The sequence below is a fragment of the Vibrio sp. Hal054 genome (assembly GCF_037162405.1).
Classification (GTDB): Bacteria; Pseudomonadota; Gammaproteobacteria; order Enterobacterales; family Vibrionaceae; genus Vibrio; species Vibrio diazotrophicus.
On the sequence record NZ_JARLUT010000001.1, the window covers coordinates 2,716,013 to 2,733,210 of the forward strand.

The following is a 17,198-nucleotide window of genomic DNA, read 5'->3' on the forward strand; positions in this document are numbered from 1 at the left end:
CGTAACTAACGTACTTTAGCTATTAACGTACTTTAAGTGTTGCTAAGCCAATTAAAACTAACACAATCGAGATGATCCAAAAACGAACGATTACGCGCGGCTCTGGCCAACCTTTCAGTTCATAGTGGTGATGAATGGGTGCCATACGGAAAATACGTTGACCACGGAGTTTGTATGAACCCACCTGTAGGATCACAGAAATGGTTTCCATGACGAATACACCGCCCATGATAACCAACACAAATTCTTGACGAACAAGTACCGCGATGGTACCTAAAGCGCCACCAAGAGCCAACGAACCGACATCGCCCATAAACACTTGTGCTGGGTAAGTGTTAAACCATAAGAAACCTAAGCCAGCACCAACAATGGCGGTACACACTACCACCAACTCTGAAGTGTAAGGGATGTATGGAATATGAAGGTAACTTGCAAAGTTAACATTACCCGTTGCCCATGCAATCACACCAAAACCGGCCGATACAAGCACAGTGGGCATAATCGCCAATCCATCTAAACCATCTGTAAGGTTTACGGCGTTGCTGGTACCGACAATGACAAAATAAGTCAGAACAATGTAGAGCATTCCCAACTGAGGCATGATGTCTTTGAAGAAAGGCACAACTAATTGAGTCGCAGCTGTATCTTTACCATGTGCATACAAGGCAAAAGCGACAACCAGAGCAATGGCTGATTGCCAGAAGTATTTCCAGCGCGCGATCAAACCATCGGTGTTCTTACGCACCACTTTACGATAGTCATCAACAAATCCGACGGCGCCATAACCACCAAGAACCGCTAATACGGCCCATACGTAAGGGTTGGAAAGATCCGCCCAAAGCAGAACCGTGGCAAAAATAGACGCTAAGATCATCACACCGCCCATAGTCGGTGTACCACGCTTACTAAAGTGAGATTCAGGTCCGTCATTACGAACGACTTGACCAATTTGCAGAAGTTGTAAGCGCTTAATTAAGTGAGGCCCCATCCATAACGACAGTGCAAGTGCCGTCAAAATGCTCACAATTGCTCGAAATGATAGGTATTCGAACAAACGAAAAAACGAAAAATATGGCTGGAGTAACTCCGCTAGCCAAATAATCATGAGTAATTCTCCTTAAGAGCAGCAGCAATCTTACTCATACCTGCACTATTAGCGCCTTTGACTAACAGCACATGAGAATGATTCTGTTGTTGTTCTAGAACCTGCTCGATGAAACTGATCATCTCTTGATGACTTTCAAAATGCTTACCATGACAAACATCGCTAATCACTTTCGCATCAGCGCCATAGGTCAAGACAAATTCAAAATTGAATGGTGCAGCATGTTCTCCGACTTGTTGGTGAAGTGCAAGACTTTCATCACCCAACTCCGCCATATTGCCTAAAATTAACCAACGGCTGTCAGAAAAACTCGCCAACAAGTCAACCGCAGCTTTCATAGCCGGAACACTCGCGTTGTAGCTGTCATCAATTAATGTGATGTTATCGGTTAACTTTTGCACATCTACTCTGCCTTTCACCTTAGGTAAATGAGACAAACCAAATTGAATTTCGTTTAACGTCGCGCCCATTTCAATTGCCAGAGCTGATGCCGCTAGCGCATTAGACACGTTGTGCTGACCAATAATGTTTAAAGAAATGCGAATCTCACCAATTGGTGTCACCATATCAAATGAGGCTTGACCGGCTGAATCCAGTTGAACGTTCTTCGCATGAAAATCTGCACTCGTGTTCAGGGCTGAAAAGGTTTTCACCGTTTTGTCTGCCAATACAGATTGCCACAGTTCGCCACCATTGCTTTCAAGATTGACTATCGCTGTACTTGCTGCTTTTAAGCCTTGATAAATTTCACCTTTGGCACGTTTCACACCGTCAATAGAGCCAAAACCTTCCAAGTGGGCAGCGGCCACATTGTTCACTAAGGCAACATCCGGTTGAACTAATTCGGTGGTATAGGCAATTTCACCAATGTGGTTGGCACCAAGTTCGATGACCGCGTAATCATCTTGCTCCGTCGAACGAAGCAGAGTCAGAGGTACACCAATATCATTGTTAAAGTTACCCGAAGTGAAAAGCACCTGTCCTTTGGAAGACAAAATACTCGCTACCATCTCTTTCACTGTGGTTTTACCGCAACTGCCAGTAATCGCAACTGTCGGGGTAGCACATACTTGGTGAACCCATGCACCGAGCTTACCCAATGCTAGTTTGCTATTGGCAACAATTAACTGAGGTAAAGCAATATCTAACTCTCGTTCTACCAAAAGCGCACAAGCACCATTGTCCAAAGCTTGCTGGGCAAAGTCGTGCGCATCAAAACGCTCACCGACCAAAGCAACAAATAGCGCCTTCTCTGGCACCTGACGAGTATCAGTAGTCACCGCTTCGATATTGCAGTCTTGACCGACTAAACGCGCACTTAAAACTTCACTTAACTGGGATAAAGATGTCTTAATCATAATGCTAACCCCAATAAGGTTTGAGCAGACTCTCGGTCTGAATAATGAACGGTTTCATGCGCCATCACTTGGTAATCTTCATGACCTTTTCCGGCCAACAGGATGATGTCATCCGCTTCAGCATTATCAACCGCAAATTTTGCTGCCAAATAACGGCTGTGCTCAATCTGAGCTTCATCCGGTTTGTCTAAGCCTGCCAGCATATCTTGTACAATTGCGGCCGGATCTTCACTACGCGGATTGTCATCGGTGAGGATGACACGATCGGCAAACTTTTCAGCAATTGAAGCCATCATAGGGCGTTTGCCTTTATCACGGTCACCGCCACAGCCAACAATTGCCCAAAGCTTACCGCTGCAATGCACTCGAAGCGCCAGCAGCGCTTTCTCTAATGCGTCTGGAGTATGAGCATAATCCACAACGATTTTTGCTTTATTCGGCACTTGGAACAGTTCCATGCGGCCAAGCACTGGTTTTAGTTGTGGCGCGGTTTTGATTAGTTCTTCTTTCGCAAAACCCAGCGATAACATTGTCGCAAAAGCTTGCAAAACGTTCGACGCGTTAAATTCACCAATCAAAGGAACGTGAAGTTCGCCAGTGCCCCAACTACCGTCAAAACGAAGGGTAATCCCCGTTTCTGCATAATTGACTTGTGTTGCCCAAAGCGCTCGCTCTGTATTAGGTTTTGATTTCAAAGAAATGCCAACAGCGTGAGGCAGCTTGGCGCTCCACTCCAAGCCCACCGTATCATCAACATTGATAATTGCATTTTTACATTGGTGTTCGGTGAAGAGAGAAAATTTAGCCTTCGCATACTCTTCCATGGTGCCGTGATAATCCAGATGATCACGACTTAGGTTCGAAAATACGCCCACATCAAAATTGAGCTTTTTCACTCGCCCTTGCACCAAACCATGGGAAGAAACTTCTAAAGCGGTGAAGTCTGCACCTTGCTTGGCGAGCTGGTACAACTGAGCCTGAATCTCAATCGCGCTGCCAGTGGTGTTTGCTGCAGGAGCTAAGTTAGCAAGGAAGCCATTACCTGTCGTTCCCATCACCGCCGCTTTTTGCCCCAATAAATCAATCCACTGTGCAATGAGCTGAGTAATTGTGGTTTTACCGTTGGTTCCGGTAACGCCTACTAAACGACTTTGGTGAGAACCATACAGATTTCCAGCCAGTTCAGACAAATGCTGATCAAGTTGATCAATATAGATAACTGGAACGTCCGATTTCCATTCAACATGGCCGTGATTGTTGAGCGAACACGCTTGAGCTAACACGGCATTTGCGCCACGTTCTATAGCGGTATCTATAAATTTTCTGCCATCAACAGCATGACCAACGATGGCAACAAAAGTATCACCAGCCTGAATTTTACGGCTGTCGAGATCTAAATGAGTAACAGAGATATTGGCCCAAGCTGGGTTTGCTTGAAGCCAAGGAGAGATAAGTTCAGATAAAGCCTTACTAGTGTTCATACGGATTCTCACACTAATTGTTATTCTTGAAATTTGTTTTCGTCAGGGACAATGTTCAGAATTTGCAATGCCCCTTTCATGATCTCTGAGAAAACAGGACCCGCTACTGCGCCGCCGTAGTAGGAATCACCTTGAGGTTCATTGACCATCACCACCAGCGAAATTCTCGGATCGCTAACTGGAGCAACACCAGCTGTGTAAGCAAAGTATTCATCACTATACCCACCAGCAATAGCTTTACGCGATGTTCCTGATTTTGCTGCAATACGATACCCAGGAACCGCAGCTTTAACCGCCGTACCACCGGGCTGAGTCACGGTTTCTAACATTTCCAGCACTTGTTTTGCGTACTTAGCGTCCACCACGCGATGCGACAGATCCTGTTGATTGTTCTCGATAATATGAATAGGTTGATAAACCCCGAAATTACCTAAAGTGGCATAAGCATGTGCTAATTGGATTGGAGTAATTGCCAAGCCGTATCCAAAAGCGAGTGTGGCAATTTCAAATTGAGACCAGCGGTTGCGGCTTGGGAAAATACCCGCGGTTTCACCGACTAGGTTAAGCCCAGACATTTCTCCCAAACCAACAGAGTTATACATACCCAACAGCGCTTCGAGAGGCATTTGAAGAGCAAGTTTCGTCACACCAACGTTGCTCGACTTTTTCAAAATCATTTGCAGATTAGCTTTGCCGACTTTCGATGTGTCGCGCACACGGCTACCACCGATCTGCAACACGCCATCACCGGTATCAATAATGGTGTTTTTATCGGCTATACCATTAGCTAAAGCAGCAAGAACGACAAAAGGCTTCACCGTTGAACCCGGTTCAAACGCGTCCGTAATAACACGGTTACGCATTTTGAAACTTTGCCAGTCGTTACGGTTATTCGGGTTGTAAGACGGCGCGTTAACCATCGCCAGTACAGCACCTGTTTTCACATCTAACATCACAGCAGAGGCGGACGTTGCTCGGTAATCGGCCATCGCCTGCTTTACCGCGCGAAAAGCAATTGCTTGCAGACGTTGGTCAATTGTCAGTTGCAGTGGTTTACCTTCCTCACTCTCTTCTAGTGAGATGTTTTCTACGACACGACCATATCTGTCTTTACGAATAATGCTTTTACCTGATTCACCGGTTAGCCATTTGTCGTAACTGCGCTCCGCGCCTTCCAAACCGTGACCATCAATGCCAGTTACACCGATAAGATGAGCACTCACTTCACCTGCGGGATAATAGCGACGAGATTCGGCTTTTAGGCCAACACCATTGAGTTTTAACTCGCGAATATATTTCGCCATCGCAGGACTCACTTGGCGTTGAAGGTAGATAAAACGACGCGTGCTGTTGTCTGAGATTTTTTTCAATAGCGCATTGCGGTCTAACCCCAACACATCAGCAAGAGCATGCCAGCGATCTTTTTCCTGCAACCCGCCATTTTTAAAAATGGCTACCGGATCTGCCCAGACTGCTTCCACGGGAACACTAACGGCGATCGCTTCACCATTTCTGTCTGAGATAATACCGCGCGCCGAATGCAGTTCTTTTGCACGAATAGATCGCATATCCCCTTCGCGGATTAAGTTGTCAGGCTCGATAACTTGGATAAAAGCGACACGCCCGATAAGCGCAGCCATAGCGACCAGAAGAAAGAAAATAAGCAGATAGAAACGCCAGCGGATGAAAACTGGAGCTGGCATCGCTTCTTTGGATGGAGCAGGTTTATTGGCGGATTTGTTAGATTTAGCTTTTGCTTGAACTGGCTTTTTTTCATTTCAGGTTAACCACAACTTCCTTATCCGCATCCGGACGTTTCATTTCCAGATCTTTTTGAGCAAGTTCTTGAACTCGGCTGTGTTCAGCAAGAGCAGTTTCTTCGAGAATCAAATTGCGCCATTCATTATCCAATCTATCCCTTTCCATAAAAGCCTGATCTTTTTCAGAAATAGCTTGGCGAGTGTGATGGGTGGTAAATACCACGCCCATTGCACTCGCAAAGATCAAGATTAATAACACTAACGGCACCCGACCCACAGTAAACAGGTCAACGACGATCAGTTTGGCAAGGTTAGTTTTAGATTGAGGCATAAATAAATCAAAGTTTCTCAGCAATACGTAGAACCGAACTGCGTGAGCGTGGATTCATTTCAACTTCTTCTTTCGAAGGCATAATCGCTTTGCCTATCGCTTTTAAATTGGCGCTACCCAAAGCTTTGATTTGGTCTTGAGTAAGAGGAATACCATGAGGAACTTCCGGACCTTTACTCTCTTTACGAATAAAGCGTTTCACCATGCGATCTTCTAACGAGTGAAAGCTGATCACCGATAGACGACCTTCAGGAGCCAGAATTGATGCCGCACCTTTTAATGCCGTATCAATTTCTTCCAGTTCACTGTTGATGTAGATGCGGAATGCTTGGAAAGCACGAGTTGCTGGGTGCTTTTTCTCTTTAAAACTTTTTGGTGCTGCATCAGAAATTAACTTCGCTAACTGACTGGTACGTGTTAGCGGCTCGTTCTCTTCGTCTTCACGATAAGCAACAATGGCTTTAGCGATGCGGCGAGCGTGTTTGTCTTCACCAAACTCACGAATCACCCAAGTAATGTCATCAAGGTCAGCTTCCATCAACCACTGAGAAACGGGGATACCTGACGTTGGATCCATACGCATATCCAGAGGGCCATCTTTCATAAAACTGAAGCCTCGTTCTGCGTCATCAAGTTGTGGTGACGACACGCCTAAATCAAACAGAACACCATCGACTTTTCCAACTAAATCATAACGTTCAGCGTACTCAGCGATACCAGAGAATGGGCCATGTACGATAGTGAAACGAGGATCATCAATCTTCTGTGCTTCTGCGATTGCTTGTGGATCGCGGTCAATACTGTATAGACGCCCGTTTTCACCCAGTTTGGACAGAATGGTACGACTGTGACCACCACGGCCAAAAGTTCCATCAATATAGATACCATCAGGTTTGATCGCTAAGCCATCAATTGATTCATGAAGAAGTACAGAAATATGTTGGAAAGTGTCAGTCATAAGTTTCTCGTTCTGCGGGCCAGCCCGTACATAATCATTCTGTAGTGTACCGAATTCTTACACTACTGCTACCCATAAGCGCTTACAGGGCGTGACATTGTACTAAGTTTAGTGGTTTTGCTATCAACTAAGTCAATATAAAGCAAAAAACCCATCATAACGAGGTAGTTATGATGGGTCTGAAATAGGTGGAGTCGACGTATAAGCCGGGTTCTGTTCCGCTTGCGCGGCAGTAGCCATTCGTCTAGGCCAGCAATCACTCACTGGCTCAAGCAACCTACCCGCCTCCTTACGCGAGCAACGCAATGTGGAGGCCTATTTGGTCTTGCTCCGGGTGGAGTTTACCTTGCTACGAACTGTTGCCAGACGCACGGTGCGCTCTTACCGCACCCTTTCACCCTTACCTGATCCCTTACGGGCCATCGGCGGTCTTCTCTCTGCTGCACTTGTCGTAGGCTTGCGCCCCCCAGGCGTTACCTGGCACCCTGCTCTATGGAGCCCGGACTTTCCTCCCCTTTGTCAGTCTCCCGAAGGACGTCAACGTCAGTCTCCCAAAGGACTTCAACGCCAGTCTCCCGAAGGACATCAACAAAGCAGCGACTACCCAGTCAACTCCGAGCGCGAATTCTATAGATAACTCAACTCAGTGTCTAGGAAGAATGCCTTCCAAGCGCCAATTAACCCTCAGATGCTTAAAATCCAGACGATTAATCCAGATTTTCCAATCCCCACTTATAAAGCGCATTTTTCTTCAGGTTGTAAATTTCTGCAGCTAATGCCGCCGCTTTCTTAAGTGGCAATTCTTTAGTCAAGATAGCTAGAGTACGCAATGCTTCATCAGGAAGAGCGTCTTCTGCTTGCTCTCTGTGTCCATGGATAAGCAACACCATTTCACCACGTTTGCGGTTTTCGTCTTCTTCAATCCATTCAATCAACTCGCCAAGCGGCATACCTTGAATCGTTTCAAAAGTTTTCGTTAACTCACGAGCCAATACCACTTCTCGCTCTGGACCAAGGACTGACAGCATATCTTGCAGCGATTCCGTAATACGATGTGGAGATTCATAGAAGATACAAGTTCGCTCAACTTTTGCAATTTCCATAAATTTATCTTTACGGCCCTTGCTTTTCGCAGGCAAGAAGCCTTCAAAGCTAAAGCGGTCTGACGGCAGACCAGAGGCACTTAACGCTGTAATTACCGCACACGCACCTGGAAGTGGCACAACTTTAACTCCAGCCTGACGACATTGTGTCACCAAGTGGTATCCTGGATCACTGATAAGTGGTGTTCCAGCATCCGAAACCAATGCAATTGATTCTCCAGCTAACAATTTTTCAACTAATACTTGAGCTTTTTGTTGTTCGTTGTGATCATGCAAAGCGAAGGTTTTGGTTTGGATATTAAAGTGAGAAAGTAATTTGCCTGTATGGCGAGTATCTTCTGCTGCGATAACGTCAACACTTGAGAGCACGTCTAAGGCGCGCTGGGTAATATCCCCTAAATTGCCTATCGGAGTAGGAACAATGTATAAAGTTGGGACCTCTGCCGGCAAGGTTTTGTTATCTGTCATTTGTTTACCATCACTTCAACGATTAATATAGAGACAATTTCACTCGGGATAATGAAAAGAACTCATGGCTATAAATAACCATCAGAGAATCAGTGTACCACGCTTACTCGCTCCAGTTGCATTAGCAATCACGTTAGCAGCTTGTTCGTCTAAACCTTCAGCACCTCAATATGTTGATATCACCGCTGAAGCGAACCAGCCGACGCAAAATTATCTTATGAAAGCTGATAGTAGTCAGGGTAGCTTGCAGAATGACTGGTTAATTATGGCCATGAAAGCCGCTATCGCGAGTAACAACACAGAGCAAGCTCAGTTACTCATTTATCGACTGTCAAAACAGAATCTTAGTGACGTTCAACAAGCCGAATGGCAAATGGGCAAAGCTCAGCTTTCGATGAATGCTGAACAGTACAGCCAGGCGTTAAATCAGCTTAATTTTAACGCTCTATGGGCATTAGCTGATTCGCAATGGGTTCAATACCATCAAATGAGAGCAGATATTTTTACCGCACTTGATCGCCCTTTTGACACGAGCCGCGAGTTGTCCGCACTGTATGGTCTGATCCCGAACGATCAAGAAGAAGCTGTTTCTGATCAAATCTGGGCTAATTTACAACGTTATTCAGGTCAAACTATTACTCAACTGACGGCGCAACCGGAAGAAGAAATTTTAGACGGCTGGTTACAACTGGCTATCTACGTGAAGACGTTCGGCAACGATATCCCACAACTGAAGAACACCCTTGAGAAATGGCTGGCAGAAAATGCCGATCATCCGGCTGCAAAATATACGCCTAAATCGATTACCGACATCTTAAATCTCACTATCATCCAACCTGTGAATACGGCGCTATTGCTGCCGCTAACAGGGAAGTTTGATAAGCAAGCTCAGTTAATTCGTGACGGCTTCATCATGGCAATGATGAATGACGAAAAGCGTGAAGATAACGCGACACTTACCATCATTGATACCAACTCAGAGTCTTTAGAAACAATAAAAGCCAAAGTCCAAGAGAAACAGATTGATTTCATCGTTGGTCCTCTGCTTAAAGAAAATATCGCACAGATGCAGCAGCAACACGGAACTGAAGAGCGCATGATCCCAAGTCTTGCATTGAACATTCCAGATGAATTGATCGAAGGCACGGATATCTGTTATCTCGCACTGTCTCCGGAGCAGGAAGTGGCACAAGCGGCTAAACACCTTGCGGCTGAAGGTGCGCAATATCCTTTGATTCTTGCACCTCAAAGCAGTTATGGCGAACGCGTTGTTGAAGCTTTCAATGATGAATGGCGTAAATACAGTAACAACAAAGTGGCTGTGAACCTGTTTGGTGACAAACGCCAGCTTCAACGCAATATAAACAATGTATTTGGTTTGCAAGATAGTCAGCAGAACATTGCTCAGATGGAAGGCTTACTCAACATTAAACTTGAGAGTCAGCCTCGTAGCCGTCGCGATATCGATGCAGTATACATAGTTGCAAGCAGTGATGAACTCACTCTGATTAAGCCATTTATTGAAGTAGCGATTAACCCGGACACTCGTCCACCAAAACTTTACTCGAATTCGAAAAGTAACGGCGGTGGTCGTCAGTATGAAGACTTAACTGGCGTTAGCTACAGCGATATTCCACTTCTTATTCATCCTCAGGCAGAAATCTCTGAGCAGATGGAGCGTTTGTGGCCTAAAGATTCAAACGCAGAACGACGATTACAAGCTCTGGGTATGGATGCTTATCGTTTAATGGTTGAACTTCCACAAATGAAAACCGTCGAAGGATATACCATTAATAGTCAGACAGGTGTACTCAGCATTGATGGCCAATGTGTAGTACAACGCGAAATCAGTTGGGCAGAGCATGGCGCTACTTCTGAGCAAGCGCAGTAAAGGCCAACAGTTTGAACAGATGGCGGCAGAATATTTACGCCGCCAAGGTTTATCTCTAATAGATAAGAACTTCCTTGCCCGAGGTGGTGAGTTAGACCTAATAATGAGAGAAAACAACACCATAGTTTTTGTCGAAGTTAAGTATCGCAACAGTCAGGCTTATGGTCACGCAGCGGAAAGTGTGACCCGACAGAAACAGCACCGCTTGATCAAAGCGGCCAATTGGTGGATGCTCAAGCAAGGCTTAAACGCTGACGCTACAGATTTTAGATTTGATGTGGTCGCCATCCATAGTAATGGTAGTCATATCGAGTGGATAAAAAACGCAATTACCGAAGGATAATCAATGCTAGAAAGCATTAAAGACAGTTTCACTGAAAGTATTCAGATTCAAATCGCAGCAGCAGAAGCACTACCAGATGCTATTTTACATGCCTCACAGGCGATTGTTGCTAGCCTGTTGAACGGAAGCAAAATTCTCTGTTGTGGTAATGGTGGTTCATCTTCTAACGCTCAACAGTTTGTCTCCTGTTTACTTAACCGTTTTGAAACTGAGCGTCCTAGCTTACCTGCCATGGCTTTAACGGCAGATATCACTACTCTTACAGCAGTGGCTAATGACTACCACTACCAAGAAGTGTTCTCTAAACAAGTTCGCGCATTCGGTCAGCCGGGCGATATCTTACTAGCTATTTCAACTAGTGGTAACAGTAAAAACATCATCAAAGCAATGGAAGCAGCGGTAACTCGTGATATGACGATCATAGCCCTCACTGGCAAAGATGGTGGTGAAATGGCTGGGTTACTAGGTGAGAATGATGTGGAAATTCGTATTCCATCTCACCGTACCGCACGCATTCACGAAGTACATATGCTCACACTGCATTGCCTGTGTGATTTGGTTGATCAGGTACTATTCCCATCCCACGAAGAATAACAGTAGAAGGTTTGTTATGAAGTCTCTCCGCCTAGCGTTAATATTAAGCGCCACAATGAGTTTGTCAGGGTGTGCCGGGTTATTTATTGCTGGTGCTGCGACGACCGCGAATTTGGTAACAGATCCTCGAACGACACAGCAGATTTGGAACGACAACCAAATAGAGTTTGAAGTAGCAGGCCTTGGTAACAAAGCGCCTTACAGAGGTGCTGCTCGATTTGTCGCAAGTTCATATCAAGGAACCGTCGTTCTTCTCGGTCAAGCGAGAAATGCCGAATTGCTAGACCAATTTATTGCCCAAGCACAGAAAGTTAAAGGTGTGAAAACGCTGCATAATCAGGTCAAAATTGCTGAGCCTTTGTCTGTGAGTGCAATAAGTAACGACAGTTGGATAACAACCAAAGTAAAATCAGCACTACTCGCAGATTCCGACCTTAACGGTACAAAGATTAAAGTGATTACAGAAGCCAAAGAAGTGTATTTGTTTGGCTATGTCTCTCATGAGCATGCGGATAAAGCGACAGAAATTGCCCGTAACATCTCTGGCGTAAAACAGGTCATCAGAGCCTTCGAATATGGCGCTGAGTAAGAGCAAATAAATCTCATAAAGAAAAAGCAGCTCATTGAGCTGCTTTTTAGTATTACTTTACGACTTGTTACTTCACAACACGCAAACTTGGTTTGCCTTTTGGACGAGGTGGCTCATCATCTGAAGGGCCATCATCAACAGAAATTTCAACTTCGATGTTTTCGTCTGTCACATCTTCCACAATCATATCTGAATCCAGTTCTTGCTCGTAAGCTGGCTCTGGATCAAACATGGTTCCGGCACCGTTTTCACGAGCATATATTGCTTGTACGGCATACAACGGAACAACAACAACTTGTGGTCGGCCACCAAATCGAGCATTGAAAGTAACTTCATCGTTACCTAGCTCTAAGTTACCAACCGCACGAGGTGCCACATTGAGGATGATTTGTCCATCTTGTACGTATTCCATTGGAACTCGTACGCCACGCATCGTCGCGTCTACAACAAGATGAGGAGTCAAATCGTTTTCTAGCAACCAATCATAAAATGCTCGCAGCATATATGGTCGGCGAGGTGTCATTTGATCAATATCCATCAAATACAACCATTAACGAGCAAGACGCATCTCGCGTTCTGCTTCAGTTAGAGAAGCTAGGAATGAATCGCGTTCAAATACACGGTTCATATAAACTTTAAGCTCTTTCGAACCTGGGCCAACTAGTTCGATGCCCAGAACTGGTAGACGCCATAATAGCGGTGCTAAGTAACAATCAATTAGGCTGAACTCTTCACTCATGAAGTATTCATATTCAGCAAATACTGGTGCTAGAGTTAGCAAGTCATTACGTAGTTTGTTACGTGCAGATTCCGCTTCTTCACCCTTGCCATTTACCACTTTCTCAGCAAGTGAATACCAGTTTCTTTCGATACGATAGATCATCAAACGGCTATTACCACGAGCAACCGGATATACAGGCATTAGTGGTGGATGCGGAAAACGTTCATCAAGGTATTCCATGATGATTTTTGAATCATAAAGCGCAAGCTCACGATCGACTAAAGTAGGTACCGTTTTGTATGGGTTAAGCTCAACTAGATCAGCTGGTAGGTTATCTTCATCAACCAACTCAACCTCAACACTGACACCTTTTTCAGCCAGCACAATACGAACCTGATGGCTATACATATCAGATGCACTTGAAAATAGAGTCATCACAGAACGTTTATTGGCAGCTACAGCCATGGAGCCCTCCAGCACACTTACACAGACACAAAAAACAATGGAGGCTAAGCCCCCATTGCAGAATTAAATACTAGGATTTAGCGCGGTATAATAGCACAATTAGTGCACATCACGCCAATATTCTTTCTTAAGTGCTACGACTACGATAGTGAACACAACTAAGAATGCGAATACCCACCAACCCATAGCTTGGCGTTCCAATTTAACAGGTTCACCCGAGTACTCTAAGAAGTTAACCAAATCCAGAACGGCTTGGTCAAACTCGCCAGTACTTAACTCACCGTTACCTTGAGACTTAGTACCAACCACAACCTTAACTTCTTCACCATCGACTACATGAGTATCGAAGATAGGTTCCGGTGTACCTTGCAGCTCTTCAAGAACATGTGGCATACCAACGCTTGGGAAAACTATATTGTTTACACCAAATGGGCGACTTGGGTCCGCATAGAATGAACGCAAATAGGTATACAGCCAATCAGCACCACGTACACGTGCGACTAATGTCAAATCTGGCGGTGGAGCACCAAACCATTTCGCAGCGGATTTGTCAGGAATCGCGTTCTCCATCAACTCACCAATCTTAGAGGTAGGGTTGAAAATAAGATTCTCTTTCATTAAATCTGCTGGAATACCTAGGTCAGTAGCAACACGCTCATAACGTTGGTATTGCGTTGAGTGACAACCAAAGCAGTAGTTCATGAATAACTTGGCACCACGTTGCAATGACGCCTGATCAGATAAATCATTCTCTGCTTTATCTAAATGTACATTTCCACCTGCTGCCATAACCATCGAAGGCAACAATGCAAACAAAATTACAATCCATTTCTTCATTTGAATGTCACCCTCTTTGGTAGTGGCTTGGTTGCTTCATTTTTGCTGTAGAAGAACAGCAATACGAAGAACATGAAGTAACCTAAACTAAAGATTCGAGCTAGTAAGGTATAAGTTGGAGTCGCTGGTAGCGCCCCAAGGATACCTAAAGCAATGAAACAAATGGTGAATTGAATAATGTTGATTAAATGCAACTTACTGCGGTAGCGGTAAGAACGAACTTTACAACGATCCAACCAAGGCAATAGGAATAGCACGACAATCGATGCACCCATGGCAACAACACCAATTAGCTTATCCGGAACTGCACGCAAAATCGCATAGAACGGAGTGAAGTACCAAACTGGTGCGATGTGCGCTGGTGTTTTCAGTGGGTTTGCTGCTTCAAAGTTAGGCGGCTCAAGGAAGTATCCACCCATTTCTGGGTTGAAGAACAACACATAGCTGAACAAGAACAAGAAGCCAGCAACACCTACCATATCTTTTACCGTTCCATAAGGATGGAAAGGAATAGAATCGATAATGTCGTATTTCTTCGAGTAGTAATCGTGGAACTTGAACTGTGATTGGTAATCGTCACCCATAGAGCCTTTTGGCAGTTTAGTTTCGATACCATCAGGGTTGTTTGAACCCACTTCATGCAGAGCAAGAATGTGCAGCACAATCAACAGCAGTAACACGATTGGTAAAGCGATTACGTGTAGGGCGAAGAAACGGTTCAACGTTGCACCAGATATTACGTAGTCACCACGAATCCATAGTGTTAAGTCATCACCGATTACAGGAATCGCACCAAACAGAGAAATGATTACCTGTGCACCCCAGTAAGACATTTGTCCCCAAGGTAGCAAATAACCCATAAACGCTTCAGCCATCAGCACTAAGAAAATTAGCATGCCGAACAACCAAAGAAGTTCACGAGGCTTTTGGTATGAACCGTAGATTAGGCCACGGAACATATGTAGATACACAACCACGAAGAATGCAGAAGCTCCCGTTGAGTGCATATAACGTAGCAACCAACCAAACTCCACATCACGCATGATGTATTCAACAGAAGCAAAGGCACCTTCACCAGAAGGAACGTAGTTCATTGTCAACCAAATGCCCGTTAGGATCTGGTTTACAAGTACCAGCATCGCCAAGGAACCAAAAAGGTACCAAAAGTTGAAGTTCTTCGGCATTGGATATTCAGAAAGGTGCTTTTTATACGCGTTCATCGCGGGTAGACGTTTTTCTACCCAATCAAGTAGAGCTTGCATTATGCCTCCCCTGTTTCATCGAGACCGATGACAATTCTTGTATCACTTAAATACATATGCTTCGGAATGACCAGGTTCAGTGGTGCAGGAACGCCCTGGAACACTCGTCCAGCCATATCAAACTTCGAACCGTGGCAAGGACAGAAGAAACCTGACTTAACGCCTTGGACTTGCTCGCTGAAAGAATCTGGCAAATAGCTTGGTGAACAACCTAAGTGCGTACAGATACCCACAGCGATGAAATATTCAGGCTTAATTGAGCGATAAGTGTTTTGAGCGTAATCCGGCTGCTGCTCTTCACCAGAGTTCGGATCACGTAATTGATTGTCGTGCTCTTTAAGAGCGTCAACGATTACTTGCGAACGACGAACAACCCATACAGGTTTACCTCGCCACTCAACACGAACCATTTGCCCTTCCTCGAGTTTGCTTACATCAACCTCGACAGGGGCGCCGGCCGCTTTTGCTTTCGCACTTGGGTTCCAAGATTTTATAAAAGGTACAGCAACTGCCGCCGCTCCTAACCCACCGACAACCGCAGTTGTCGCAGTTAAGAAACGTCTGCGACTGTTGTTCAAAGGCGCATTGCTCATCCAGACATTCTCCCATTTGCTCCTTGTGGATTGCTTTTATTCCGCTTAAGAGCATGGCTAACAAAATACTAATTTAGTTGTATTTATTTGACGGCAAATGATAAATAAAACCCTACTTTTTGACAAGATAAAGCTACCTTTTTGTAACATTCGTGAAGCAAACCCTAAGTTGCGTCACAAAAGGGAGTAAGGCTGTAAAAGTTTCGGAAGTGATTATTGATAAATGAAATTTTTCATAAGAGAAGAAAAACAAAAAGCCCGGCGTAAGCCGAGCTTTTTTTTGTCCCAATCCAGTAAAACTGGACCAACGAACATCTTCCAATAAAGAAAGATTAACGTTTTGAGAACTGTGGACGACGACGTGCTTTACGTAGACCAACTTTCTTACGTTCAACGCAACGAGCGTCACGAGTAACATAGCCAGCCGCACGTAGTGCAGGACGTAGTGATTCATCGTATTCCATAAGAGCGCGAGTGATACCGTGACGGATAGCACCTGCTTGACCAGAAATACCGCCACCTTTAACAGTGATGTATAGATCTAGTTTCTCTACCATCTCAACTAGCTCAAGAGGTTGTTTAACAACCATGCGAGAAGTTGGACGACCGAAGTATTCATCAAGGCTACGCTTGTTGATTACGATGTTGCCGCTGCCTGGTTTAATAAAAACGCGTGCAGCTGAGCTTTTGCGACGGCCAGTGCCGTAGTATTGATTCTCTGCCATTTCCGATATCCCCAATTAGATGTCTAGTACTTTAGGTTGTTGAGCAGCGTGGTTGTGCTCAGCGCCTGCGTAAACTTTAAGCTTACGGTACATAGCACGGCCTAGAGGACCTTTTGGAAGCATACCTTTAACCGCTAGCTCAAGTACCATCTCAGGCTTACGCTCGATCAGCTTCTCGAAGCTGAAAGATTTTAGGCCACCTGGGAATTCAGTGTGACGGTAGTACATTTTGTCTTTAGCTTTGTTACCAGTTACAGCAACTTTCTCCGCGTTAACAACGATGATGTAATCACCAGTGTCTACGTGTGGAGTGTATTCAGCTTTGTGCTTGCCACGTAGGCGAGATGCAATTTCACTTGCTAGACGGCCTAGAGTTTTACCTTCAGCGTCTACAACATACCAGTCGCGTTTTACAGTTTCTGGTTTAGCAACGAATGTTTTCATGCTAATAATAACCCGTTAATTAAAATTTACACTTAAAGGAGCAAATTGCTCCCACTGTCTAAGAGCCCAGACAACACCCCTTCGAGTGGGTGGTACTCCCGGCCTAAAAAGACCTGCAGTAACGGTGGGTCGCAGGATTATAAAGAAGAGTGAAGGAAAAATCACCTCTT

Annotated in this window: 18 protein-coding genes and 1 other RNA gene; 4 read left to right on the top strand and 15 right to left on the bottom strand. The window is 44.9% G+C overall.

Going from position 1 to position 17,198, the window contains the following annotated elements:
- Positions 1 to 22: 22 nt before the first annotated feature.
- The 8 genes from mraY to rsmI all read right to left on the bottom strand — a co-directional run bounded on the left by mraY (position 23) and on the right by rsmI (position 8,564).
- Entirely contained in the window at positions 23 to 1,105 is a 1,083-nt protein-coding gene (mraY, locus tag P4S58_RS12565) for a phospho-N-acetylmuramoyl-pentapeptide-transferase (protein ID WP_042480455.1), read from the bottom strand.
- Positions 1,102 to 2,463 carry a UDP-N-acetylmuramoyl-tripeptide--D-alanyl-D-alanine ligase gene (locus tag P4S58_RS12570; RefSeq protein ID WP_337164184.1) on the bottom strand — a complete coding sequence of 454 codons (1,362 nt, stop codon included), beginning with the start codon at positions 2,461 to 2,463 and terminating at the stop codon, positions 1,102 to 1,104. Before P4S58_RS12570 ends, mraY begins: the two co-directional genes overlap by 4 nt.
- The gene (murE, locus tag P4S58_RS12575; protein WP_337164186.1) at positions 2,460 to 3,944 is read right to left on the bottom strand and encodes a UDP-N-acetylmuramoyl-L-alanyl-D-glutamate--2,6-diaminopimelate ligase; all 1,485 of its coding nucleotides are present in this window, start codon (positions 3,942 to 3,944) and stop codon (positions 2,460 to 2,462) included. Before murE ends, P4S58_RS12570 begins: the two co-directional genes overlap by 4 nt.
- A gap of 20 nt (positions 3,945 to 3,964) precedes the next feature.
- Complete coding sequence (locus P4S58_RS12580) at positions 3,965 to 5,647, bottom strand: penicillin-binding transpeptidase domain-containing protein (RefSeq protein ID WP_255209349.1); 1,683 nt, start codon at positions 5,645 to 5,647, stop codon at positions 3,965 to 3,967.
- Between the two features lie 70 nt (positions 5,648 to 5,717).
- Entirely contained in the window at positions 5,718 to 6,035 is a 318-nt protein-coding gene (gene ftsL, locus P4S58_RS12585; RefSeq protein ID WP_042480467.1) for a cell division protein FtsL, read from the bottom strand.
- Between the two features lie 7 nt (positions 6,036 to 6,042).
- Complete coding sequence (gene rsmH / locus P4S58_RS12590) at positions 6,043 to 6,993, bottom strand: 16S rRNA (cytosine(1402)-N(4))-methyltransferase RsmH (RefSeq protein WP_042480470.1); 951 nt, start codon at positions 6,991 to 6,993, stop codon at positions 6,043 to 6,045.
- Positions 6,994 to 7,179: 186 nt separating this feature from the next.
- Positions 7,180 to 7,609, bottom strand: an RNA gene (gene rnpB, locus P4S58_RS12595) — RNase P RNA component class A.
- Positions 7,610 to 7,700: 91 nt separating this feature from the next.
- Positions 7,701 to 8,564 carry a 16S rRNA (cytidine(1402)-2'-O)-methyltransferase gene (gene rsmI / locus P4S58_RS12600; protein WP_102954434.1) on the bottom strand — a complete coding sequence of 288 codons (864 nt, stop codon included), beginning with the start codon at positions 8,562 to 8,564 and terminating at the stop codon, positions 7,701 to 7,703.
- A 70-nt stretch (positions 8,565 to 8,634) separates the two neighbouring features.
- Between rsmI and P4S58_RS12605 the strand changes: the two genes are divergently transcribed.
- Genes P4S58_RS12605 through P4S58_RS12620 form a run of 4 tightly spaced genes read left to right on the top strand, consistent with a single transcriptional unit; the run spans position 8,635 to position 11,981 of the window.
- Positions 8,635 to 10,455, top strand: a complete 1,821-nt coding sequence (locus P4S58_RS12605; RefSeq protein ID WP_337164568.1) for a penicillin-binding protein activator — start codon at positions 8,635 to 8,637, stop codon at positions 10,453 to 10,455.
- Positions 10,427 to 10,798: a YraN family protein gene (locus P4S58_RS12610; protein ID WP_042480476.1), complete on the top strand. Its 372-nt coding sequence runs from the start codon at positions 10,427 to 10,429 to the stop codon at positions 10,796 to 10,798. Before P4S58_RS12605 ends, P4S58_RS12610 begins: the two co-directional genes overlap by 29 nt.
- A 3-nt stretch (positions 10,799 to 10,801) precedes the next feature.
- Entirely contained in the window at positions 10,802 to 11,392 is a 591-nt protein-coding gene (locus P4S58_RS12615) for a phosphoheptose isomerase (protein WP_042480478.1), read from the top strand.
- 16 nt (positions 11,393 to 11,408) lie between these two features.
- Positions 11,409 to 11,981, top strand: coding sequence for a BON domain-containing protein (locus tag P4S58_RS12620; RefSeq protein WP_102954435.1), 573 nt, complete (start codon positions 11,409 to 11,411; stop codon positions 11,979 to 11,981).
- Positions 11,982 to 12,048: 67 nt separating this feature from the next.
- On the opposite strand, the gene sspB is transcribed toward P4S58_RS12620, so the two are convergent.
- From sspB to rplM, 7 genes are all read right to left on the bottom strand, one after another.
- Complete coding sequence (gene sspB / locus P4S58_RS12625) at positions 12,049 to 12,519, bottom strand: ClpXP protease specificity-enhancing factor (protein WP_102954436.1); 471 nt, start codon at positions 12,517 to 12,519, stop codon at positions 12,049 to 12,051.
- A gap of 12 nt (positions 12,520 to 12,531) precedes the next feature.
- Positions 12,532 to 13,167, bottom strand: a complete 636-nt coding sequence (gene sspA / locus P4S58_RS12630; RefSeq protein ID WP_042480488.1) for a stringent starvation protein SspA — start codon at positions 13,165 to 13,167, stop codon at positions 12,532 to 12,534.
- Positions 13,168 to 13,266: 99 nt separating this feature from the next.
- Entirely contained in the window at positions 13,267 to 14,004 is a 738-nt protein-coding gene (locus P4S58_RS12635) for a cytochrome c1 (protein ID WP_102954437.1), read from the bottom strand.
- The gene (locus P4S58_RS12640; protein WP_042480494.1) at positions 14,001 to 15,266 is read right to left on the bottom strand and encodes a cytochrome b; all 1,266 of its coding nucleotides are present in this window, start codon (positions 15,264 to 15,266) and stop codon (positions 14,001 to 14,003) included. Before P4S58_RS12640 ends, P4S58_RS12635 begins: the two co-directional genes overlap by 4 nt.
- Complete coding sequence (gene petA, locus P4S58_RS12645; RefSeq protein ID WP_042480497.1) at positions 15,266 to 15,859, bottom strand: ubiquinol-cytochrome c reductase iron-sulfur subunit; 594 nt, start codon at positions 15,857 to 15,859, stop codon at positions 15,266 to 15,268. The genes P4S58_RS12640 and petA overlap by 1 nt, the downstream gene beginning before the upstream one ends.
- A gap of 332 nt (positions 15,860 to 16,191) precedes the next feature.
- Complete coding sequence (rpsI, locus tag P4S58_RS12650) at positions 16,192 to 16,584, bottom strand: 30S ribosomal protein S9 (RefSeq protein WP_042480501.1); 393 nt, start codon at positions 16,582 to 16,584, stop codon at positions 16,192 to 16,194.
- A 15-nt stretch (positions 16,585 to 16,599) separates the two neighbouring features.
- Positions 16,600 to 17,028: a 50S ribosomal protein L13 gene (rplM, locus tag P4S58_RS12655; protein WP_042480504.1), complete on the bottom strand. Its 429-nt coding sequence runs from the start codon at positions 17,026 to 17,028 to the stop codon at positions 16,600 to 16,602.
- Positions 17,029 to 17,198: the final 170 nt, after the last annotated feature.